Annotated in this window: 26 protein-coding genes and 1 pseudogene; 17 read left to right on the top strand and 10 right to left on the bottom strand. The window is 63.4% G+C overall.

Annotation, left to right across the window (positions count from 1 at the left end):
* Positions 1–103: 103 nt before the first annotated feature.
* The 7 genes from A9513_RS34760 to A9513_RS09440 all read right to left on the bottom strand — a co-directional run bounded on the left by A9513_RS34760 (position 104) and on the right by A9513_RS09440 (position 5,210).
* Positions 104–364, bottom strand: coding sequence for an HNH endonuclease (locus A9513_RS34760; RefSeq protein ID WP_240157905.1), 261 nt, complete (start codon positions 362–364; stop codon positions 104–106).
* Between the two features lie 88 nt (positions 365–452).
* On the bottom strand, positions 453–800 hold the full coding sequence (locus A9513_RS09465) for a phage holin family protein (protein WP_065084566.1): 348 nt from the start codon (positions 798–800) through the stop codon (positions 453–455).
* A 539-nt stretch (positions 801–1,339) separates the two neighbouring features.
* Positions 1,340–1,708 carry a hypothetical protein gene (locus tag A9513_RS09460; RefSeq protein WP_065084565.1) on the bottom strand — a complete coding sequence of 123 codons (369 nt, stop codon included), beginning with the start codon at positions 1,706–1,708 and terminating at the stop codon, positions 1,340–1,342.
* Complete coding sequence (locus A9513_RS09455) at positions 1,705–3,927, bottom strand: VapE domain-containing protein (RefSeq protein ID WP_065084564.1); 2,223 nt, start codon at positions 3,925–3,927, stop codon at positions 1,705–1,707. Before A9513_RS09455 ends, A9513_RS09460 begins: the two co-directional genes overlap by 4 nt.
* Complete coding sequence (locus tag A9513_RS09450) at positions 3,920–4,135, bottom strand: TraR/DksA C4-type zinc finger protein (protein WP_065084563.1); 216 nt, start codon at positions 4,133–4,135, stop codon at positions 3,920–3,922. Before A9513_RS09450 ends, A9513_RS09455 begins: the two co-directional genes overlap by 8 nt.
* A complete protein-coding gene (locus A9513_RS09445; protein ID WP_065084562.1) occupies positions 4,128–4,664 on the bottom strand; it encodes a phage regulatory CII family protein in 537 nt (178 codons plus the stop codon). The genes A9513_RS09450 and A9513_RS09445 overlap by 8 nt, the downstream gene beginning before the upstream one ends.
* A gap of 306 nt (positions 4,665–4,970) precedes the next feature.
* Complete coding sequence (locus A9513_RS09440; protein ID WP_065084561.1) at positions 4,971–5,210, bottom strand: YdaS family helix-turn-helix protein; 240 nt, start codon at positions 5,208–5,210, stop codon at positions 4,971–4,973.
* A gap of 88 nt (positions 5,211–5,298) precedes the next feature.
* On the opposite strand from A9513_RS09440, the gene A9513_RS09435 reads away from it, so the two are divergent.
* The 9 genes from A9513_RS09435 to A9513_RS09400 all read left to right on the top strand — a co-directional run bounded on the left by A9513_RS09435 (position 5,299) and on the right by A9513_RS09400 (position 9,325).
* On the top strand, positions 5,299–6,063 hold the full coding sequence (locus A9513_RS09435) for a helix-turn-helix transcriptional regulator (protein WP_065084577.1): 765 nt from the start codon (positions 5,299–5,301) through the stop codon (positions 6,061–6,063).
* A 77-nt stretch (positions 6,064–6,140) separates the two neighbouring features.
* On the top strand, positions 6,141–6,374 hold the full coding sequence (locus tag A9513_RS34755; protein ID WP_083196062.1) for a hypothetical protein: 234 nt from the start codon (positions 6,141–6,143) through the stop codon (positions 6,372–6,374).
* A complete protein-coding gene (locus A9513_RS09425) occupies positions 6,371–6,973 on the top strand; it encodes a hypothetical protein (RefSeq protein ID WP_141678366.1) in 603 nt (200 codons plus the stop codon). Before A9513_RS34755 ends, A9513_RS09425 begins: the two co-directional genes overlap by 4 nt.
* Positions 6,974–6,983: 10 nt before the next feature.
* Positions 6,984–7,277, top strand: coding sequence for a phage antirepressor KilAC domain-containing protein (locus A9513_RS09420; protein WP_065084558.1), 294 nt, complete (start codon positions 6,984–6,986; stop codon positions 7,275–7,277).
* Positions 7,267–7,437 (top strand): hypothetical protein, encoded by a 171-nt coding sequence (locus A9513_RS36000; RefSeq protein WP_169887325.1) that lies wholly within the window; start codon positions 7,267–7,269, stop codon positions 7,435–7,437. Before A9513_RS09420 ends, A9513_RS36000 begins: the two co-directional genes overlap by 11 nt.
* Positions 7,434–7,742 carry a hypothetical protein gene (locus A9513_RS09415; protein ID WP_065084557.1) on the top strand — a complete coding sequence of 103 codons (309 nt, stop codon included), beginning with the start codon at positions 7,434–7,436 and terminating at the stop codon, positions 7,740–7,742. The genes A9513_RS36000 and A9513_RS09415 overlap by 4 nt, the downstream gene beginning before the upstream one ends.
* Positions 7,739–8,056, top strand: coding sequence for a pyocin activator PrtN family protein (locus A9513_RS09410; protein WP_065084556.1), 318 nt, complete (start codon positions 7,739–7,741; stop codon positions 8,054–8,056). Before A9513_RS09415 ends, A9513_RS09410 begins: the two co-directional genes overlap by 4 nt.
* A 52-nt stretch (positions 8,057–8,108) precedes the next feature.
* Complete coding sequence (locus tag A9513_RS09405; RefSeq protein ID WP_065084555.1) at positions 8,109–8,783, top strand: hypothetical protein; 675 nt, start codon at positions 8,109–8,111, stop codon at positions 8,781–8,783.
* On the top strand, positions 8,780–9,325 hold the full coding sequence (locus A9513_RS09400; RefSeq protein ID WP_065084554.1) for a phosphohydrolase: 546 nt from the start codon (positions 8,780–8,782) through the stop codon (positions 9,323–9,325). The genes A9513_RS09405 and A9513_RS09400 overlap by 4 nt, the downstream gene beginning before the upstream one ends.
* A gap of 353 nt (positions 9,326–9,678) precedes the next feature.
* Here A9513_RS09400 and A9513_RS09395 read toward each other — a convergent pair whose 3' ends face one another.
* A complete protein-coding gene (locus A9513_RS09395; RefSeq protein WP_065084553.1) occupies positions 9,679–10,296 on the bottom strand; it encodes a hypothetical protein in 618 nt (205 codons plus the stop codon).
* Positions 10,297–10,367: 71 nt separating this feature from the next.
* Here A9513_RS09395 and A9513_RS09390 point away from each other — a divergent pair, with 71 nt between their 5' ends.
* From A9513_RS09390 to A9513_RS09380, 4 genes are read left to right on the top strand one after another with little or no spacing between them, the layout of a single operon-like run.
* Positions 10,368–12,170, top strand: a complete 1,803-nt coding sequence (locus A9513_RS09390; protein WP_065084552.1) for a DNA cytosine methyltransferase — start codon at positions 10,368–10,370, stop codon at positions 12,168–12,170.
* Positions 12,167–12,676: a hypothetical protein gene (locus A9513_RS09385; RefSeq protein ID WP_065084551.1), complete on the top strand. Its 510-nt coding sequence runs from the start codon at positions 12,167–12,169 to the stop codon at positions 12,674–12,676. Before A9513_RS09390 ends, A9513_RS09385 begins: the two co-directional genes overlap by 4 nt.
* Positions 12,669–12,791 (top strand): hypothetical protein, encoded by a 123-nt coding sequence (locus tag A9513_RS36450; protein WP_255302835.1) that lies wholly within the window; start codon positions 12,669–12,671, stop codon positions 12,789–12,791. Before A9513_RS09385 ends, A9513_RS36450 begins: the two co-directional genes overlap by 8 nt.
* On the top strand, positions 12,788–13,060 hold the full coding sequence (locus tag A9513_RS09380) for a hypothetical protein (RefSeq protein ID WP_240157904.1): 273 nt from the start codon (positions 12,788–12,790) through the stop codon (positions 13,058–13,060). The genes A9513_RS36450 and A9513_RS09380 overlap by 4 nt, the downstream gene beginning before the upstream one ends.
* Here A9513_RS09380 and A9513_RS09375 read toward each other — a convergent pair whose 3' ends face one another.
* Positions 13,061–14,686, bottom strand: coding sequence for a recombinase family protein (locus A9513_RS09375; protein ID WP_065084549.1), 1,626 nt, complete (start codon positions 14,684–14,686; stop codon positions 13,061–13,063).
* 64 nt (positions 14,687–14,750) lie between these two features.
* Between A9513_RS09375 and A9513_RS09370 the strand changes: the two are divergent.
* The 4 genes and pseudogenes from A9513_RS09370 to A9513_RS09355 all read left to right on the top strand — a co-directional run.
* Positions 14,751–15,014: pseudogene (locus A9513_RS09370) on the top strand (LysE family translocator); the annotation flags it as partial.
* A 42-nt stretch (positions 15,015–15,056) separates the two neighbouring features.
* Positions 15,057–16,091: a 2,3,4,5-tetrahydropyridine-2,6-dicarboxylate N-succinyltransferase gene (dapD, locus tag A9513_RS09365; protein WP_065084548.1), complete on the top strand. Its 1,035-nt coding sequence runs from the start codon at positions 15,057–15,059 to the stop codon at positions 16,089–16,091.
* 94 nt (positions 16,092–16,185) lie between these two features.
* The gene (locus A9513_RS09360) at positions 16,186–17,391 is read left to right on the top strand and encodes an aminotransferase class V-fold PLP-dependent enzyme (protein ID WP_065084547.1); all 1,206 of its coding nucleotides are present in this window, start codon (positions 16,186–16,188) and stop codon (positions 17,389–17,391) included.
* Positions 17,388–17,795 carry a SufE family protein gene (locus A9513_RS09355; RefSeq protein WP_024766091.1) on the top strand — a complete coding sequence of 136 codons (408 nt, stop codon included), beginning with the start codon at positions 17,388–17,390 and terminating at the stop codon, positions 17,793–17,795. The genes A9513_RS09360 and A9513_RS09355 overlap by 4 nt, the downstream gene beginning before the upstream one ends.
* 112 nt (positions 17,796–17,907) lie before the next feature.
* On the opposite strand, the gene tcdA is transcribed toward A9513_RS09355, so the two are convergent.
* Positions 17,908–18,714: a tRNA cyclic N6-threonylcarbamoyladenosine(37) synthase TcdA gene (gene tcdA / locus A9513_RS09350; protein ID WP_024766092.1), complete on the bottom strand. Its 807-nt coding sequence runs from the start codon at positions 18,712–18,714 to the stop codon at positions 17,908–17,910.
* Positions 18,715–18,919: the final 205 nt, after the last annotated feature.

Here is an 18,919-nt window from a genome sequence, read left to right as displayed (position 1 = left end):
ACCCCCACCCCCCTCATTTTTCCCGGCGTTGCGAGGAGAGGGCGAGTGGCGGTCTAGTCATCGGCCAGGTGGAAGTTTTTAACCCCCCCTCCCCTGTCCGCGCTCAGCGGTTCCAGTGGTGACGAGGGTCGAGTGGCCGGCCATCCGTCGAGCAGCCTGCCAGCCGGCCCGACCGCTCCAGCCGCTGCTTGGTCGAGTCGTGGCAGAACTTGCACAGCGACTGCCAGTTGTCCCGATCCCAGAACAACCTCCAAGCATTGGCGATCCGATCACGGTCGCCGCTTGCCTTTGCTTCGCCGAGCTTCGGCGCTTCCCTGTGGTCGACGACCACCGCCGCGACGGGCCGATGATCAGTGCTGCACATCGTGCACCAGGGATGGCGACGCAGGTGATCCGCCCGAGCCAGACGCCAACGATGGCCGTAGCCACGACTGGCGCTGGTGCCTCTGCGTTCAGGAGCCGCGGACCGAGTCATCGCCGGGCACATCGCAGACACCAATACGCTTTGCCGCCCAGCGCTCGTACAACCCAACCGCCACCTCGGCACCGGCCGCAGCAGTCAGGCTGCCGATAGCCGAGGCCAGCATCAGCGGGGCACCGAGCGCCAGGGCCAGGAACAGCACCGCGACACCGCAGACCACCGACGCACCGGAACGCAGCACCAGGCGGCGAGCAATGGCGCGACCACTCAGGCCAGCCTTGTCGGCTCGCCACAACTCACCGCTGACTCCACCAGCGATGGCGAGCAGGATCACAACCCACAATGGCATCTCAGCCAGGGCTTGCTGTTCGGACGGCATGTCGACTCCTCGAAGAAGACGCCCCCGATCCCGGGGGCTGAACCGGCGCGCTATCAGCGGGCCAGGGGTAGGTGCCGGCACGGAGCCGGCGTGGCGCGGTGACCAGGGCGGGGAACCCAAGCGCCAGAAACGCGAAACCCGGCGCGGTGGCCGGGTCTCTGGTTGGTGTCGAAGTGGCAATTCCCTCACGCACTTCAACTAGCTTGCGGACTTTTTACAGGCGTTCTCCGGTGGCAGCAAGCGCAACTTAATGCCACGCGGCAATATGTGGAGTACACGCTGATAATGTATCGGCGAGAAACGGAAATATCTTATTACGGCATTACAGAGCCTACGGCTCTGTCCCACTTGTCCCACCTTTTTACTATATATGTGCGCGCAAACTAAAGAATAAAAAGAAAAGCATGCGCGCGAGCGCGAACGCGTGCACGCTCATGCTCGCACACATTACATAGGGGATTTAGTGGGACAGTGGGACAGCGCAAGGGAGGAGGTGCCAGGCGCACGGGACTGCGCCTGGCGAAGAGGCAGTAGGCCGATCAGGCGGCCCGCCGGCCGAGCAGCAGCTCGGCGATGGCAGCGTGCAGGACGTTAAGGCGCTGGTAGTACTGAGTGCGACCCAGCCTGCAGGACGCCCACTTCATAGAGTCGGGGCTGTCGTAGTCGGTGTAATGAACGCGCACCAGGTGCTCCATATCCGGCGGCAAGTGCTTATTTACGATAAGCTCGATATCCGCCGTAAGATCCCAATGGCAAGTTGAACTTCGTGTAGTCCGGATCAACTCGCCCTTAGTTGCCATCAGGGTTGCGATCATACTCCCGCCGCCACCAACTTCAACATGTGTATTCTCCGGCGGGTGAAGTTCTGCGGCCCATGTCTTCAGTATCTCATCAATGGCTTTGATCAAAATGCCGCCTCCTTTTGGACAGGCTGCGCGCCCCGGCGCCAAGACTGAGGACGTTCGTATCCCCAAGGGCGGACGGTGGACTTACCCGACGAGCTAAGTCGCTTCCGGTGCCAGCCAAGGCGATTCATGATATGGCCGACACGCATCTGCTCCGGCTTACCCCAGTGGCCATAGTCGAGGTTCAACGCCTCCCCGAGGATCTTGTCGCTGGTCACGGTCTCGCCTACATAGTCCTCCAGCCACGGCAGGATCTTGTACTCCCAGGCATCGACGGTGTATCGAGCATCCTGCTCCTCCTCGAACAGATCCTTCTCCTCCTTCGTCACCCACCAGATTTCACCGGCCTTGTAGCTGAACACCGCTTCCGCCCATAGCTGATCACGAATCTCCCGCAGAGCATCGAGGTCGACCTTAGTGCACAGGACCGGCCAGTAACGACGGTTACCCGTGGTGTCCTTCAGGTACTCCTCCTGGTTGGTGGTGCCTGCGAATACACACTGGCGCGGAACATCCGCCGTGCGGCGGCCGTAGCTTTCACGGAAGGTGTCCACCGACGCGGAGAAGAACTGTTTGGCCTTGGTCGAGTCGGCCTTGTTGAAGGCGTCCAGCTCGCCCAGCTCGACGATCCATTTACCCCGGATCATCTGGAAAGCTTCCTTGTCACCAAGGGTAAAAGGTGTGTCCATGAACCATTCACCGCCCAGCACTGCCAGCGCGGTGGATTTCCCCTCGCCCTGCAGGCCCTCCAGAATCATCACGTTATCGACCTTCGCACCAGGCTTCATGACCCGCGCGACTGCGCCGATCATCCAGCGCTTGGAGACCTTCGAACTGTAGGGTGAGAGCGTGACGCCGAGCACATCGTGAAGCCAGCGCTCAAGGCGAGGCACACCATCCCATTCCAAACTATTCAGATATCGCCGCACCGGGTGGAAGCTGTTCTTGCTGGCCGTGACGCTGACGCCCTCCAGCACGGTTCCGGACTTGGCCAACAGGTTGTAGTGCTGCGCGAGCCATTCAGTCGTCAGCATGTCGTCAAGGTCTGTCCACTCCCCCGGCTCGCCGCCGTAGGGCGGAGTCTTGAGCTTCACCGTCTTGCTGCTGAACTGGTCGAAGCCGAGCACGCCCTTCCAGCATTCATCGTTACCGAGGATCAGGCTCACGTTGATCATGTGCCCGGACAGCCCGCCGCTCTGCGTGCGATACAGCAGCGTGCGCCACCCCTCATCTGCTGCCGGCCGAACCACCGCCATCACCTGGCGGCGAACGGCGTCCAATCCCTCGGACAGATGCAGGTCGTTCCAGTCGGTCCACTTCTCCTCGCGCTCACCATCGAACGCCGGGACAACGTACAGGCCGCCGAGGATCACCGCCGCGTTATTGGCCTTCTCAACGCCAGGGTTCCACGGCGTCACCTTGTCCGCCTTGGTCGTCTTCCAGTCGTCGTCGGCGCAGAAGATCAGCGGACGCCCCGGATACTCATCGCGCATCGCCTTGCCAGCCGGGAGCAGGTTGCCCGCGTCGAAGGCGACGCACACCGTCAGCGACGTGGCCATGTGCAGGCTGACGCCAGTTGCATACCCCTCCGCGATCAGGATCGGCGCACCTGGGTCAGGGACGGGGCCGATCAAGCAGTACGCCCCTTCCTTCTGCATGCCGAAGGGCCAATATTGCTTGTCACGGCCGGTGTCAGCCTGGCGTTCGGGATGAATCACCTGCAGGCCGACAATCCCCTTCACCGTCTTCATCGGGACCAGCAACTGGCCGTTCCGACCATAGCGGACATTGATACCGACGATCTGCTTGCGGTCCAGGTAGGGGCTCCGGCCCTTCTCGGGCAACTTCTCCCACATTGCGGACGCCCGGCGGGCAGCCAGCCGCGCGGCCTTCTCCGCACGCTCAGCAGCTCGGCGCTTCGCGTCCTCCTGGCGAGCGCGCATCAGTTCGCGCTCCTCGCTGGTGAGCTTTGCACCCTTGATCTTGAGCTTCTGCGACTCCCCAGACCGCCAGTCACCAAACGCCCCAAAGTAAAGGGTCACCCCCTTCTCGGTGGTATAGGGATGCAGCACATACCAGCCGGTCTCCTCCCCCGCACTGTCGCCCGCTGACTTGCAGCGCGTGAGTTTGCCGAACACCCAATCAGGGCGCCGCTTACTGAACGGCTCCAGCCCGTAGTCCTGCAACTGCACCAGAACTTCATCCAGCCCCTGCTCAGCCATTGGCACGCCCCCGCTTCTCGGTGATCGACTGGCAGAAGGTGCGCAGCGTGCAACCAGGTGCCGCGAGCTGTCGGGCGGACGGAATTTCATCGCCACAATCCAGGCACTCGCTGAGGGATTGACCAACGAAGGCAGGCTGACGCGCGGCCAGCAAATTATCCATGGTCTCCAGCATTGCGTCGTTGGCACGGTCGGCGATGTCAGCCATGGGCCACCTCCGCCTCACGCTCCAGCAGCAGCTCCAGGGCGAGCAACGCACCCTGCACACGGCGAAGCAGAAGTTTCTGCTCGGCCAGCTCGCGGCGGTCGATTAGACCATCGTTCGCCAGGTGGTTAGCGATGGTCTGCGTCAGTATTGATTGGCGCTGCAAGGTCTCACTGATCGCCTTCAGGATCGAAGCGGCAGAATCCATCTCCTCCTTAAACTCGCGCCGGATCTCCTCTATCACGCCGCGAAGGTCAACCCAGGCCGCATCGCCATACGCCTCAATCAGCGAGTCGATGATTCGTGGATCACGGGTTGCCGTGGTCACCTCCTCAATGTCCTGCGGGTTCATGTGGCTATTGGTGTGAGTAGGGCTGAGCTTGTGCTGCAGGGTTGTCTCGTTGCGGCCGAAGATCGCAGCGATTGCTTTGGCACCACCGGGATAGTCCCGGCTGGCGTGGTAGAGAGAGAGGTTGAGCGGAAGAATTTCGCGCTTTGCGCGCTCGGTGCAACTGAGAGCTACACGACTCATGGCATTAATCCCCAAAGTCTGCCCGTGACCGTGCCGACAGCCCTTGGTAGAGTTGTGGCGTGGTCACGTCAGGTGGTCACAAAAGCGGATGGCTGCTCTGTGGTGGAAAGGCCATCCGCGCCCCAATGGCAGGGCGAACATTCCATTGCTCGCTCTGCTGTTACAGCCTGCTGATCTGTGGTGGAGATGCAGGCAACCCAAGGCATCCGTGCCTTGGCTCGGGGAGCGGGTCCGGTTGGCGGTGGGTATTTGGTGTGCTCCCGCCGGCCGGCCCGCCACCCCACCCTCGGTGGTGACGAGGGGGTGTTATGCGGCTTTGTTCGGAGCGGGGAACAGCTCAGGCAGGTCTGGACGCAACTCGTACCCCTGAACGACGCCACCGCAGGCCCGAACTACAGCGGGCACTTTCTCCGGCGGGATCCCCCGGCGCTTCCAGTTGAAAATGTTCTGAGGTGTAACACCCACGGCGCGGGCCAGCTCGGTGGGGGAGCCGGCTGCCTTGATGGCCTTGGAAAGGGCCTCCAGCGGCTTTTGTTCTTCAGTCATGGCATCAACCCTTGATCAAACAAACCAAACAACACACCAAACAATACGTGTGTTATCAAACTTGCACAAGGGCATTAACATTTTGTTTATGACTACACGCCCGAAATCAAACAATGCAGAGCGCTTCGCCCTGGCTCTCGAACAAGCCGAGATGAAGGGGGTCGACCTCGCTCGTCGCCTTGGCATCGACAACGAACAGAACATCACCAACTGGAAGTCGCGCGGTGTGCCATCGGCTCGTTTATCTGCCGTGGCCTTAGCCCTTGGAGTGTCGCGGGATTGGTTAGAAACCGGACACGGCAATATGCATGGAAAGCCCAAAGGTTCCGCATTTGCAGAGGAGCGGGCAGGCTATGCGCTGGAGCCGCTTCACCCTTGGGATAACGACACCCCACTTGACGACGACGAGGTCGCATTGCCCTTGTACAAGGAAGTCGAGCTTGCATCCGGAAATGGCCGGACAGCAGTTCAGGAAGTACCAGGTCGAAAACTCCGCTTTTCCTACGCTACCCTCCGGGAATGCGGCGTACTCCCTGACAACGCCTTTTTCGCCACCAACTCTGGCCACAGCAATCACCCCCTGATCCTTCATGGCGCGACTCTGGGGATCGATAAGGGGATGACGCAGATCGTCGATGGCGAGATCTACGCTCTTGACCATGACGGCCTGCTGCGAGTGAAGATTCTGGAGCGCCTGCCGGGCAACGGGCTCCGGATGCACAGTTACAACTCCACCGAGTTTCCGCCGGAGGACTTCTCAATCGAGAAGATCCTTGAACAACGGATAATCGTGCTTGGCCGAGTGTTCTGGTGGTCGACCATACGCCCCATGAAATCAGGGCCGCTCATCTAACCAAACAAAATGTGTTGACCTAAACGCCAAACATATTGTTTGATTGCCTCGACTCTCCACCACAGAGCGAGGCAATCATGGCTACTTCCGCAACGGTGCATGTCCACCCGGCATGCGCCTCCAATCCCCGACTGATCGAGCGCATCCAAGCCGAAACCGGCTGCCTGGTCGTCGTATCCAACGGCAAACCACGCCTTAACTTCCACGTCGTTCAGAATGGCCAGGCTCAGCTCGAAGCCCTGGACCACCTGGAGGGCAGGCGCTTTATCGTAGTCAGCGATCACCCTCCATTCGGAGGTGACGCGGCATGAGCAATCAATTCACCCTCTCCGATAACTCTCTACGCATGCTGTCGGCTCAACTGGAGCTGAACGGCACCTTCCGACACACCTGCCGCTCGGCCTATGGCCAACAGCAGATCGAGCTGGTGATGAAGGTCGAACGCGATCTCGAAAAGACCAACGTCACCATCACCATGGGCGGCGAGAAGCACTCCATCAGCTTCATCAATCGCGTACTCCACAACGACCGACTTCTGGCCGACTACATCGACGCCATCGCCAACGGCCGCGTGGACTCTGCCGCACCGGCCAACCCGCGCGTCCTGCAGCACACTCCCGAACCTGAGTCTCCCCTGGGCACAGAACAGCAGGAGTCCATCCGAGGCCTGGTGCGCCGCGGGGGCTTCCTGGAGCTGGAAGTTGGCCTTGAGCACCCCATCCGGGTGATGGTTCACCGAACCTTCAACACCCCTGGCATCTGCACGATCCTCAGCATCGGCGCGCGGAAACCCAGGACTGTCTGCTGGACGATCCGCAACGAGACCGACAGCTACTGCGCCAAGCGGCTGCAGGAGTCCGTGGAACACCTTGTCACTGTTGCCACGCCGAAGCCGGCGCGCGCGGCCTGAGAGGTGCCCAATGCGCAATCAGTCCCTACAGGAAGCGGCCAAGGAACTGGAGATCACTCGCCCAGCCTTGATTAAGCGCATGCGCGAGGCAGGCCTGATCGACGACAAGAACCTCCCGACTCATCCACTGCGGGACCGCTTCTATCTCGAAAAGCACGAGAGCAGCTGGCACCACCCGGAGCTTGGGCAGCAGTACAGCTACTCAACCCGCGTGCGGCCCGCCGGCATCGCCTGGCTGCGCGAAAAGCTGGGCATTCCTCTGCCGCTACCGCCAGCGGTACAGGATCGCCGCGATGTCGGCTGACCAAGGCCTGCGCCCCCGCCACTACGCCCGCCAGATCATTGGCCTGCGCTCGCAGGAGGAGCGCAGAGCCGCCCTAGCGAACGTGCCGGCGGAATGGCGTGACCTGGTACGGACCCACGTAGAGATCGCCTGGAATCACCCGAAAGGAGGCAAGGCATGAAACGCAAACCGACCACAAAGCAGGCCGTCCAAAGGAGCCTGCTGGATATCGTCGCGAGGGGCTGCCGAGAAGCCCGCGAGGCAACGAGTGAATACAGCCGGGATACAGCCATGGCGCGCGCCCACGGCGCGATCACGCTCGCGTATTACTCAGACGTCATCGACCAGAAAAGCTACAACGCCCTATGGGATCTGGCCTCAAACGCGCGCAGCCAGCGTGCAACCGAAATGATCTACGACCAAAAGCCCTATACCGGCGCGCAGTTCGCCGAGTCCCGCTGGAAATCCGGCAAGGCGGCGGCATGATCCTGCGTCCTGACCAGCAGCCAGAGCTGCGCCTGCTACCGGCGCCCAGGCGGGAAACCGTCGACTTGGTGTACCGCACCTTCAGTGAGGTGCTGATTCCACTGGAAGCGCTGCGCGAACGCTACTTCCGCAACCTCAACAAGGACAACTTCGCCAAGGCCATCAAGGAAGGGCGTATCGGCCTGCCGATCACCACCCTGGACGACAGCGCGAAGGCTCTGCAGTACGTCGAGGCCCACCACCTCGCCGCCTACATCGAGCAACGTGCCTACCTTGCCGACGAGGAACTGGCCCGCCGCATCGGCACCGCTTGAAACCAACACCGCGCCGCCACCACCGGCGCATCCACCACTAGGAGCACACCACATGGAACTCAGCACCACGCAACTCATTGCCGCAGCCGTGATCGTTGTCTTTGCGCTGATCACGCTCGGCATGGCCCTCGCTGTAGGCTATCGCGCTGGCCACGCCAAGGGTTATAGCGCCGGCCACGCCGATGGCGTCGACTACTGGCACCCACTTTTCCAACGGGAATCAAGAGAGCGCGACGAGGCCCGGCGCCTGCTCGACTGCCGCAACCGGGAAATCACAGCGTTGCGCGCCAACATCCGGATCGAGGCCGATGACAACGCTGCTGTCATCCGCGAACTGCACGAACGCCTGGCCAGCGTCGAACCGCTGACCGAGGAGGACCGGGCCACTCTCCACGGCATCGCCGGAAAGCTCACGCTAGCCGCCGGCACGTTCGCCGGCATGCGCGCCCATGACCATGCGCGTCTCGCCAGGGCGTTCGCTTCCTATGCAACCGACCTGGCGAACCGGCCGGCAACCGCACAGCACCGCCACCCGGACACCGAGCTGATTGAATGGCTGGACCGGGAAGCGACCGTCCACACCGAACTCGAATACGGCGAACTCCGCTTCCTGCTGGCCGGCAAGCCCGAGGGCTACAACCACATCCGCGACCTGCTGCGCGATGCCATGGAGCAGAGCACCGAGATCGAGCAGAACCACCAGGTAACCCTGGAGGCATCGGCATGAGCTGGATTCTTACCAATAGCGGGCAGCGCTTCGACATCCTCGAACCGAACAGCGGTATGGTCCACCCGCAAGACATTGCCCATAGCCTGGCCATGCAGTGTCGCTTCAATGGCCACTGCGGAACCTTCTACAGCGTGGCTCAGCACTGCATCATCGTCGCCAGCCTCGTGCCGGACGAACATAAGCTGGCGGCCCTGCTCCACGATGCAACCGAGGCCTACATAGGCGATATCGTGCGCCCCTTGAAACAGGCCGTGCCCGATTTGCGCCAGATTGAGCATCGGATCTGGCACGCCATCTGCGCCCGCTTCGATATTGACCCTGTGCTGCCGGCCTGCATCCACGACGCCGACATGATCGCGCTCGCAACCGAGCGCCGCGACCTCATGCCCGAGCACCAGGACGAGTGGGAATGCCTTGCCGGCACCCAGCCCATTCAACAGTTCATCAGGGCTTGGTCAGCCGATGAGGCGCGCCTGCGCTACTGGCAGGACCTGCTGCAGCTGCTCGCCACTACCCACCGCGCGAGGGCTGCCGCATGACCCGCATCCACCCGGCTCGCCGCGTAGCGGCACAAGACCAGGGCGGCGCCCTGGCACCCGCCACCACGGGCACCCAAGTTGCGGCCGCGCGAAAGCGCGGCGGTGGCCTGGCACGCCGCACCCTGCTGACTCTGAGTCTCGCAGGCCACCCTTCGATGCCCGAGGGTGGCGCCATAAAAAGCCTCTGCTGCGCAGCAGCAGGCATATTCCTACCCAAAGCCCAAGCCCGCGCGGGGGTCGCATACCCCACGACACGCGTGCGCCGAGGCGCAAAAGATGCTGCAACGCTTCGCTCCCCCAGCGCGCCGCACGCGCAGCCTGTCGAGGGGTATGAGCACGTCAGTGAAGCTCAGTTAGCCGGGGTCGTGCATGTTTCTCGTGCGCTCATTTGCAGGCAACCCTTGCTCAAGCTTGACGATTTCCTTCCAGCACGACTCGACATTCCGCTTGTAGTACTCCCAAAGGTGCCGCAGCGCTGCCTCTCCATCTCCCTGCTTACCGGAAAACTTATCCAGGTTCGCGATGACGGCCGGCAGGTTCTGCCTCAATTGGTGTGTAAGGGCCACTCGACGCGGGTCATGATCATCATCAAACGTAGTGTTCAGCCTAACCAGCACCCTGCTCACCGACTCTATGTCACTACGAGCATCAAAGCCCTTGTAGAGCCCGTACGGGAACATGAAACCCAACCGACCGCTGACCTCATAAGCCGTGTAGTACAGGCGCCGAGCAAGACCCAAGTTCTTCCTGAATTCATCAGCCTCGCGCCTGCGGCCCTCTCGCCAGGGAAGCCACAGGGCAATGCCCAAGCCGATGAGGCTACCAACCGCCTGGACCCACCCGGACGCATTGCTGCTACTCCATGGCCAACTGAAAATCCAAACCGCCAGCACAACAGCAAACGGCGACAACAACACACCGATCAACAGGCTGCGCGGGCGCAATCTGATCGTGAATTCGTTCGGAAGCATGGCCATCTCCTTGCCATCAGTAATGGCCGGAGCATGAAGGCATTGGGCCAGCCGGTCCAGGGGGTGGCAGCATGACCGCCTTCCGCCGGCACGAACTCGCCCAAGCCGTCTACCTCGCCCAGCTCCCCCTCGACCTCCGCGAATACCTGAACGTCGACCTGTTCGCTGGCGGCGGCGGAGCCTCGGAGGCTATGGAGGAAGCCACCGGCGAGTGCGTCGACATCGCCGTGAACCACGACGACGACGCTGTGAGCATGCACATCGTCAACCACCCGCAGACCACCCACTACCGCGAAGATATCCGCCGCGTGGAGCCTCGCGTTGCCACTCGCGGCCGCCCGGTGGGCAGGCTGCACGCTAGCCCTGAGTGCACCCACCACAGCCAGGCTCGGGGTGGCCAGCCTCGCAGCAAGGAAAGCCGCGCGCTGTCGTGGATGGTGATCAAGTGGGTCGGCCAGACGCTGCCGCTGATGCTCACCATGGAGAACGTGATGCAGATCCTCCAGTGGGGGCCGCTGATCGCCAAGCGCTGCGCGCAAACCGGGCGTGTGATCACCCTCGACGTGGTGCCGCACCCCATCACCGGCAAGCCCATGCACCGCGTGGCAGAGCCCGGCGAGCGGGTTCCCGTACAACGGCAGTACCTGGTGCCCGACCCCAAGCGCAAGGGCAAGACCTGGGCGCGCTTCCTGCACCTGCTGCGCGACCTGGGCTACAAGCACCACTACGACAAGCTGGTTGCTGCCGACTACGGCGCCGCGACTACCAGGGAGCGCCTGTTCTTCATCGCCCGACGCGATGGCGTCCCGCTGAACTGGCCGGAGGCAACCCACGCCAAGAATCCCCGCCATGTGCAGCAACCGTGGGTGCCCCAGGCCGCTCACATCGACTGGAGCCTGCCGTGCCCGTCGATCTTCCTCGACGAGGAAGGCGGCAAGGCTGCCGGTGTGCGCCGCCCTCTGGCCGCCAAGACCATGGAAAGGCTCCGCAAGGGGGTGAAGAAGTTCGTCCTCGATCACCCGGATCCCTTCATTGTCAGCGACACCGCCCACCCAACACTCGCCCCATTCGTCACCGAGCATGCGAACGCCAGCAACCAGCGCAACATGCCGGCCAACGAACCCGGGCGAACGATCTGCAGCGAGGTGAAAGGCGGACACTTTGCCGTCGTCGCGCCGGTACTGGTGGGCGCGGGCGGTCCGTCCTATGCCGGCAAGCCGACCAGCTGCGAGCAGCCTGCCGGCACGATCCTCACCGAGAACCACCGCGCGCTCGGCGTGGCGTACCTGGCACAGCACAACGGGGGGCACAATAAGACGCTCGGCCGGCACCCGGAGGAGCCGGCGACCGCGCTGACCACCACCGGCAGCCAGCAGAACGTCGTGACCGCCAACCTGGTAACCCTGCGGAACGGCTGCATCGGCCGCGACCTACGCGACGGCGCCCCAGCGATCACAGCCGGCGCCGACGACCTGGCACTGATGGAGTGCACCCTGTCGCCGGAGAACGAAGCCGGGGCGCTGCGCGTAGCGGCCTTCCTGATGGGGTACTACGGATCCGACAACACCTATGACCCGCGAGATCCGGCCGCAACCATCACCACCCGCGACCGCCTTGCCCTGGTGACTGTGACGATCAAGGGCAGCCCCTATGTGATCGTCGACATCGGCATGCGGATGCTCACTCCGCGCGAGCTGTACCTGATCCAGGGCTTCCCGCCGGACTACAAGATCGACTTCGGTCACGACGGCCGCAGGTTCAGCAACAAGGCCAAGGTGCGGATGTGTGGCAACTCGGTATCGCCGAAGCCCTACTACGCCCTCCTCAAGGCCAACCCCCTATTCCCCGAAGAATCCATGCGGGAGGCTGCATGAACACCCAACTCAACCAACTGCAGCGCCTGCTGGTCGAGATCGACAGCATCATGAGCAGCGCGGAAGCGCAGATGCTGGTGCGAGACATCCGTAAGGACCTCAAGCTCGGCCGCAACGTAGCGGCCAAGGCGATCAGGCTCCTGCAGGAGCGACCCTCTCTGCCGGTAGAACTTGTCGGCATCACGGCTCAACTCGAAGAGGGCAATGGCTTCTGGCACTCCTGCTCCGGCTGCTACGAAACCGAAGACGGACACCCGGTCGGCCAGTACCCTCACAGCTCGACAATGAAATGCCCTCTCGGCTCCGGCTGCAGCGAATGCGGAGGACTCGGGGCCGTGTGGGATAACAACGACTACACACCGGCCTGTGAGACCTGCCTCGATGCGGGCAGGATCGAGTACGACCCGGAAACCGGCGAGCACACATTTGCACCGTGCCCGGATTGTCCGTGCGAACAGGACGATGATCCCGCAGCAAACGCGCAGGAGGCGAAAGGCAATGCGTAAAGCCTTGCTCTACACCGGAGGCCTCATCACCTTCGGCCTGGCCGTGACAGGCATCTACATCGCCCTGCCAATGGTGCCGGCTCTGGTCGCACTGGAATGGGGGTGCCACCTGTGAAAGAAGCCTTCCCGAACCCGCCCCTAGAAAACGCAGTCATCAGCGCCAACGTAAGCACCGGCTTCCGCCTCACCACGAAGGACGGCAAGCCATTGCGGATGGCCTTGGTAGACGAGGCAGGCAGCATTGTTGAAGTAGGTGAGGACGTGGCGCTAGCTGCCTGGCGCGTCTGCATCGAGGTACAGGAGAACTTCTGGGAGGGTAAAGGGCACCTGATCGTGTACACCAGCCCGCCGTGTCAGACGTTCAAGACCAAGAAAGCAGCCTGATCAAACCGGGCGGTCATTTCCGACCGCCCACTCCCCTGACTTCCTATCTAGCCGCATCCAGCGCCGCTGTCCCGACCTCGATATCAGCAACACATCCATGAAGGGCGCCTTCCGCCCCGCCGGCCTGATACCGCGCAGGTAGATCACGATCTGCGAGAACGTATCCATCATCATCTGCCGCACCCGCTCCCGTGACTCAGCGTCCTGCGCCATTACTCCCTCGGCCAAAGAAGCCCAACGCGCCGCATCGGCCGGGCTTTGGTACCGAGCCAGCCCAGCCAGCTCGCGCTCCAGCTGCTGCACACTGGCCTGCCGCACCTGCAGCTCCTGCTCCAATTCACGAGCTTTACGAACGAATGCCAACGGCGCAGCACCTTCGCTCTCACCGGCCAGCAAGGCATCGGTCACCCGCTCCAGCTGCTGCTCCACTTTCTGGACCTCGGTGCGCGCCTCCACCAGGCGCGCCCTCAAGGCAGTCGCCTGGTCGACCGGCTCCATGAATCGCTGCAGGTTCATCTGGTCGGAGCAATAGTCCATCAGAGCGCGCTCCAGCGGCACAACACTGCAGCTGCCATGAACCCTGCACTCCGAATGCTCAGCTGTCACCGAACAGGCAAGGCGTCGGTGACCTGGCATCAGCGTCCCGTCCGGTCGAACCTTACTCATCTGATTCTGCGCCTCCATTGCTGAGCCACAGTAGCCGCACCAGGTGAGGCCGATGCTGGTCACGACGCCTGGAATAGCCCCTTTGCCACGCCGACGATGGCGCTGGCCGGTAAGGGCGCTCAGCTCAGCAAACTCGGTATCACTCAGAAGACGAGGGTAGTAATCCTCCAAGATGAACTCGTCATCATCAACCGAGATCCGCTTGCCGCCACGCAACGGCTGCAGATGAACCAGGCGATAGAGCTGCTGGCCACCCAGCTTTAACTCAGCAGGATCCATCCCCTTCTCTTGCATCAGTTCCAACGTCCGCTTCGCCCCGAGCCCTTGGCGATAGCAGTCCAGGGCGAACCGCACAGCCTCAACTCTCGCCGGCACGAACTGCCAGGCAGCCCCATCCCACTCCAGCCAGTGTGGATCTGCACCATTGCGGATCAGCCCGCGATAGGTGCCGGCTACCCATCCCTCACACTGCCGACGGATCGCCGCTTTCACCCGCTTACTCTTGGTATCGCTCTCCTCGTGCGCCCGGATCATGACCAACAGGCTGTAAACCAGATCCATCGGCTGAGCCTTCAGGCTTTGCCGGTTGTACTCTCGCCCGTCGCTGGCGGTGACCACGGAAATGCCGGCGTTGATGATCTGCGCGAGCTGCGCCTGCGCCAGAATCGGCTCAGCCCGGCTCAATCGGTCCAGCCCCTCGACCACCAACACCGAGCCTTCAGGAATCCGCCCGGCGTCCACCGCCTGGAGGAATACCCCGAGGGCACCTTGCTTGATGTGCTTTTGGTGATAGGCGGACAAACCTTCGTCTCGAAGGGTCAGCGACTCATCCAGCACCAGGCCACGCTCAGCGGCCCAAGCCTTTGCGTACTGGGCCTGACGGTCGGCACTATGTCCAGCGGCTTGCTTGGGGTCCGAAAACCTCAAATAGCTGTATACTTTCGCCCCAATTTTTGGCATGTCAGGATCCCCAGGAACAAGCGTGATGCTTTGCGAGACACTGAGTATATATTCGCAATCATTGGGGAACCTCAAGGCGATCCTCATCTTCACCGCTTTCCTGCCGCAGTTCGTCGATCCGCGTCAGGCCGTGGGCGCCCAGTTCGCCCAACTCGGCGCAGCCTTCCTGCTGCTGGAATGGCTGGCCATCGCCCTTTACGGGCTCGCCGGGGTCCGCCTCGGCAAGCTGCTCGCCGGTGCACGCGCCCGGCGCCTGTTCAACCGTGGTTGTGCCGCGCTGCTGGGCAGCGCCGGGCTGGGCCTGCTGCTCAGTCGCCGTCCGGCCTGACCGAATTCATTCTTCGAGAATCTCTTTCAAGGAATCCCCCTCATGTCGAAATCCCTGTTCAGCATCGCTTTCGGTGTCGGCACCCAGAACCGCCAGGGCAACTGGCTGGAAGTCTTCTACGCGCAGCCGCTGCTCAACCCCAGCGCCGAACTGGTCGCAGCCATCAGCCCGCTGCTGAATTATGAAGGCGGCAACCAGGCGATTGCCTTCACCGCCCACCAGGCCTACCAGCTGGCCGACGCCGTCGAGAGCGTCGACGCTGCCCAGGCCGCGCTGCTCAACCGCCTGGCCGAAAGCCAGAAGCCGCTGGTCGCCACCCTGCTGGCCGAAGACGCCGCCCCCAGCTCCACTCCCGAGGCGTACCTCAAGCTGCACCTGCTGTCCCATCGCCTGGTCAAGCCGCACGGCCTGAACCTGACCGGCATCTTCCCGCTGCTGCCGAACGTGGCCTGGACCAACCAGGGCGCCGTCGACCTGGCCGAACTGGCCGAGCTGCAACTGGAAGCGCGCCTGAAGGGCAAGCTGCTGGAAGTCTTCTCCGTCGACAAGTTCCCGAAGATGACCGACTACGTGGTCCCGACCGGCGTGCGCATCGCCGACACCGCCCGCGTACGCCTGGGCGCCTACATCGGTGAAGGCACCACCGTGATGCACGAAGGCTTCGTCAACTTCAACGCCGGCACCCAAGGCCCGGGCATGATCGAAGGCCGCGTCTCCGCGGGCGTGTTCGTCGGCAAGGGCTCGGACCTGGGCGGCGGCTGCTCCACCATGGGCACCCTGTCCGGCGGCGGCAACATCGTCATCAGCGTCGGCGAAGGCTGCCTGATCGGCGCCAACGCCGGCATCGGCATCCCGCTGGGCGACCGCAACATCGTCGAAGCCGGCCTGTACGTCACCGCCGGCACCAAGATCGCCGTGCTGGACGACCAGAACAACCTGGTGAAAGTGGTCAAGGGCCGCGACCTGGCCGGCCAGGCCGACCTGCTGTTCCGCCGCAACTCCCAGACCGGCGCAGTCGAGTGCAAGACCAACAAGACCGCGATCGAGCTGAATGAAGCGCTGCACGCACACAACTAAGCTGGGCGCCCCGCTGATGCGGGGTACGCACTAAGCTTGGAGAAGCGGGGGCTGCGGCCCCCGTTTTACTTTTTCCGCAACCGGCCGCACGCCCATGTCCATTCCCTCACCCTGGCGCTCCGACTTCCCGGCCCTCGCCGCCTTCGAGGCCGAAGGCCAGACCTACCTCGACAGCGCCGCCACCGCGCAGAAGCCGCGCGCCATGATCGACGCCCTCGCCGGCTACTACGCCAGTGGCGCCGCCAACGTACACCGTGCCCAGCACCTGCCCGGCGAGCGCGCCACCCGCGCCTTCGAAGCGACCCGCAGCCTGGCCGCCAGCTGGCTCAATGGCGGCAGCCCGGCGCAGATCATCTTCACCCATGGCGCCACCGAAGCCCTGAACCTGCTGGCCTACGGACTGGAGGCGGACTTCCACAGCGGTGACGAGATCGTCGTCAGCGCCCTGGAGCACCACGCCAACCTGCTGCCCTGGCAGCAACTGGCCAAGCGTCGCGGCTTGAAACTGGTGATCCTGCCGCTGGACAGTGACGGCCGCACCGAGCTGAACCGCGCCGCCAGCCTGATCGGCCCGCGCACGCGCCTGCTTGCCGTCAGCCAGCTGTCCAACGTGCTTGGCACCTGGCAACCGCTGCCGGAGCTGTTGCAGATGGCTCGGCAGCACGGCGCGTTGACCGTGGTGGATGGCGCCCAGGGCGTTGTCCACGGCCGGCACAACCTGTCGGCACTCGGCTGTGATTTCTATGTCTGCTCCAGCCACAAACTTTACGGCCCGGAAGGCCTCGGCCTGCTCTGGGGCCGCCCGGAGTCGCTCGAGCGACTGGCGCACTGGCAATTCGGCGGCGAGATGGTGCGCGTTGCGGACTACTTCGACGCACAGTTCCACAGCGCCCCGATGGGCTTCGAGGCCGGCACCCCGCCCATCGGCCCGGTGATCGCCCTGGGCGCCACGCTGCAGTGGCTGGCCGCCCAGGACAGGGCCGAAGTCAGCGCCCACGAGGATTTCCTCCACGCCCGCCTGCTCGCCGGCCTGCGCGCCCGTGATGGCGTGCGCGTGCTGGGCGAACCGGAAGTGGCGCTGGCCAGTTTCGTGGTCGAGGGCGTGCATGTGGCCGACCTCGGCCATCTGCTCACCGAACAGGGCATTGCCGTGCGCGCCGGGCACCACTGCGCCATGCCGCTGATGAAGACCCTCGACGTGGCCGGTGCCCTGCGGGTCTCCCTTGGCCTCTACAACGACAGTGCCGACCTGGAACGTTTCTTCATCGCTCTGGACAGCGCCCTGGAGTTGCTGCGATGAGCCTGCCCGCCGCAGCCGCCGAGGCGCTGCAGGCCTTCACTGCCTTGCAGGGCTGGGAGCAACGGGCACGCCTGCTGATGCAATGGGGCGAACGCCTGGAGCCGTTGAGCGAAACCGAGCGCAGCGACGGGCACCGCGTGCAGGGCTGCGAGAGCAACGTCTGGCTGCTGGCTGACTCGCGGGATGGCCGCTGGTATTTCCGCGCCTACAGCGATGCGCGCCTGCTGCGCGGGTTGCTGGCGTTGCTGCTGGTACGGGTGGAAGGCTTGCCGGTGGACGAGCTGTCTGCCATCGACCTGCCCGACTGGTTCAATCGGCTGGGCCTGGGCCGGCAACTCTCGCCGTCGCGCAGCAACGGCCTGAATGCAGTCCTGAAGCGCATGCAGGAACTGGTCAGCGACTGAGCACCTGCTTTTTCGTAGGAGCGAGCTTGCTCGCGAACCCGCCCGACACCAAGGCATCCAGCCGAAGCGTTCGCGAGCAAGGGCTAGGCGCCCCTCAGTCCTACAAAGGCGCCTAGCCTGCGGAACGCTCCGAAGGCCGCCGCGCCCCGGCGACGATCTTGTCCACCGCCCGCGCCGCCGCGACCATGCCGAAGGTCGCCGTGACCATCATCACCGCGCCGAAACCGCCGGCGCAGTCCAGCTTCACGCCCTCGCCGACGAAACTCTTCGACTGGCACACCGTGCCGTCCGGCTTGGGATAGCGCAGTTGCTCGGTGGAAAACACGCACTGCACGCTGTAGTGCCGGCCCGGCGTGCGCGAGAAGTTGTAGTCGCGGCGCAGCATGGAACGGACCTTGGCGGCCAGCGGGTCGTTGAACGTCTTGTTCAGGTCGGCGACCTGGATCTGCGTCGGATCGACCTGCCCGCCCGCGCCACCGGTGGTGATGATCTGCAGCTTGCGGCGCTTGCACCAGGCGATCAGCGCAGCCTTGGCGGCGACGCTGTCGATGCAGTCGATCACGCAATCCAGCTCCGGGGTGATGTAGTCCGCCATGGTTTCACGAGTAACGAAATCGGCTACAGCGTGTACGACGATGCCGGGATTGATTGCCTTCAGGCGCTCGGCCATGACCTCGACCTTGGGCTTGCCCACGGCGCCGGCCAGCGCATGCACTTGGCGATTGGTGTTGGTGACACAGACGTCATCGAGATCGAACAGGGAAATCTCGCCCACGCCGCTACGCGCCAGGGCCTCGGCCGCCCAGGAGCCCACGCCGCCGATCCCGACCACCGCCACATGGCTGGCCGCCAGACGCTCCAGGCCCTCACGGCCGTAGAGCCGCGCGATTCCGCCGAAACGCTGTTCATCCAGTTGCATCGCCCACACCTCGCATCGAAACGGCCGGCATTCTATAACGACCGGTCGCCCATAACGACCAGCCTTGGCGAGCGTGCAACAAAGCCGGATTGCCGCAGTCTCAGCCACGCGCCTGCCACACATTCTAAACTGTCGGAAAATACCCACGCTCGCCGTCTCGGCGGGAGGTGCCGGCAACCTGTACAGCCCCCGGAGTGCGGGGTAG

This window comes from Pseudomonas sp. AU12215 (assembly GCF_001675465.2).
Lineage (GTDB): Bacteria > Pseudomonadota > Gammaproteobacteria > Pseudomonadales > Pseudomonadaceae > Pseudomonas > Pseudomonas nitroreducens.
The sequence above is the reverse complement of the archived record's forward strand: the minus strand, read 5'-3'. Positions and strand labels throughout refer to the sequence as shown.

What these genes read in the sequence shown, in the direction of transcription:
- A9513_RS34760 (WP_240157905.1), bottom strand. Translation starts at nt 364, where the DNA reads ATGTGCAGCACTGATCATCGGCCCGTCGCGGCGGTGGTCGTCGACCAC.
- A9513_RS09465 (WP_065084566.1), bottom strand. Translation starts at nt 800, where the DNA reads ATGCCGTCCGAACAGCAAGCCCTGGCTGAGATGCCATTGTGGGTTGTG.
- A9513_RS09455 (WP_065084564.1), bottom strand. Translation starts at nt 3,927, where the DNA reads ATGGCTGAGCAGGGGCTGGATGAAGTTCTGGTGCAGTTGCAGGACTAC.
- A9513_RS09450 (WP_065084563.1), bottom strand. Translation starts at nt 4,135, where the DNA reads ATGGCTGACATCGCCGACCGTGCCAACGACGCAATGCTGGAGACCATG.
- A9513_RS09445 (WP_065084562.1), bottom strand. Translation starts at nt 4,664, where the DNA reads ATGAGTCGTGTAGCTCTCAGTTGCACCGAGCGCGCAAAGCGCGAAATT.
- A9513_RS09440 (WP_065084561.1), bottom strand. Translation starts at nt 5,210, where the DNA reads ATGACTGAAGAACAAAAGCCGCTGGAGGCCCTTTCCAAGGCCATCAAG.
- A9513_RS09435 (WP_065084577.1), top strand. Translation starts at nt 5,299, where the DNA reads ATGACTACACGCCCGAAATCAAACAATGCAGAGCGCTTCGCCCTGGCT.
- A9513_RS34755 (WP_083196062.1), top strand. Translation starts at nt 6,141, where the DNA reads ATGGCTACTTCCGCAACGGTGCATGTCCACCCGGCATGCGCCTCCAAT.
- A9513_RS09425 (WP_141678366.1), top strand. Translation starts at nt 6,371, where the DNA reads ATGAGCAATCAATTCACCCTCTCCGATAACTCTCTACGCATGCTGTCG.
- A9513_RS09420 (WP_065084558.1), top strand. Translation starts at nt 6,984, where the DNA reads ATGCGCAATCAGTCCCTACAGGAAGCGGCCAAGGAACTGGAGATCACT.
- A9513_RS36000 (WP_169887325.1), top strand. Translation starts at nt 7,267, where the DNA reads ATGTCGGCTGACCAAGGCCTGCGCCCCCGCCACTACGCCCGCCAGATC.
- A9513_RS09415 (WP_065084557.1), top strand. Translation starts at nt 7,434, where the DNA reads ATGAAACGCAAACCGACCACAAAGCAGGCCGTCCAAAGGAGCCTGCTG.
- A9513_RS09410 (WP_065084556.1), top strand. Translation starts at nt 7,739, where the DNA reads ATGATCCTGCGTCCTGACCAGCAGCCAGAGCTGCGCCTGCTACCGGCG.
- A9513_RS09405 (WP_065084555.1), top strand. Translation starts at nt 8,109, where the DNA reads ATGGAACTCAGCACCACGCAACTCATTGCCGCAGCCGTGATCGTTGTC.
- A9513_RS09400 (WP_065084554.1), top strand. Translation starts at nt 8,780, where the DNA reads ATGAGCTGGATTCTTACCAATAGCGGGCAGCGCTTCGACATCCTCGAA.
- A9513_RS09395 (WP_065084553.1), bottom strand. Translation starts at nt 10,296, where the DNA reads ATGCTTCCGAACGAATTCACGATCAGATTGCGCCCGCGCAGCCTGTTG.
- A9513_RS09390 (WP_065084552.1), top strand. Translation starts at nt 10,368, where the DNA reads ATGACCGCCTTCCGCCGGCACGAACTCGCCCAAGCCGTCTACCTCGCC.
- A9513_RS09385 (WP_065084551.1), top strand. Translation starts at nt 12,167, where the DNA reads ATGAACACCCAACTCAACCAACTGCAGCGCCTGCTGGTCGAGATCGAC.
- A9513_RS36450 (WP_255302835.1), top strand. Translation starts at nt 12,669, where the DNA reads ATGCGTAAAGCCTTGCTCTACACCGGAGGCCTCATCACCTTCGGCCTG.
- A9513_RS09375 (WP_065084549.1), bottom strand. Translation starts at nt 14,686, where the DNA reads ATGCCAAAAATTGGGGCGAAAGTATACAGCTATTTGAGGTTTTCGGAC.
- dapD (WP_065084548.1), top strand. Translation starts at nt 15,057, where the DNA reads ATGTCGAAATCCCTGTTCAGCATCGCTTTCGGTGTCGGCACCCAGAAC.
- A9513_RS09360 (WP_065084547.1), top strand. Translation starts at nt 16,186, where the DNA reads ATGTCCATTCCCTCACCCTGGCGCTCCGACTTCCCGGCCCTCGCCGCC.
- A9513_RS09355 (WP_024766091.1), top strand. Translation starts at nt 17,388, where the DNA reads ATGAGCCTGCCCGCCGCAGCCGCCGAGGCGCTGCAGGCCTTCACTGCC.
- tcdA (WP_024766092.1), bottom strand. Translation starts at nt 18,714, where the DNA reads ATGCAACTGGATGAACAGCGTTTCGGCGGAATCGCGCGGCTCTACGGC.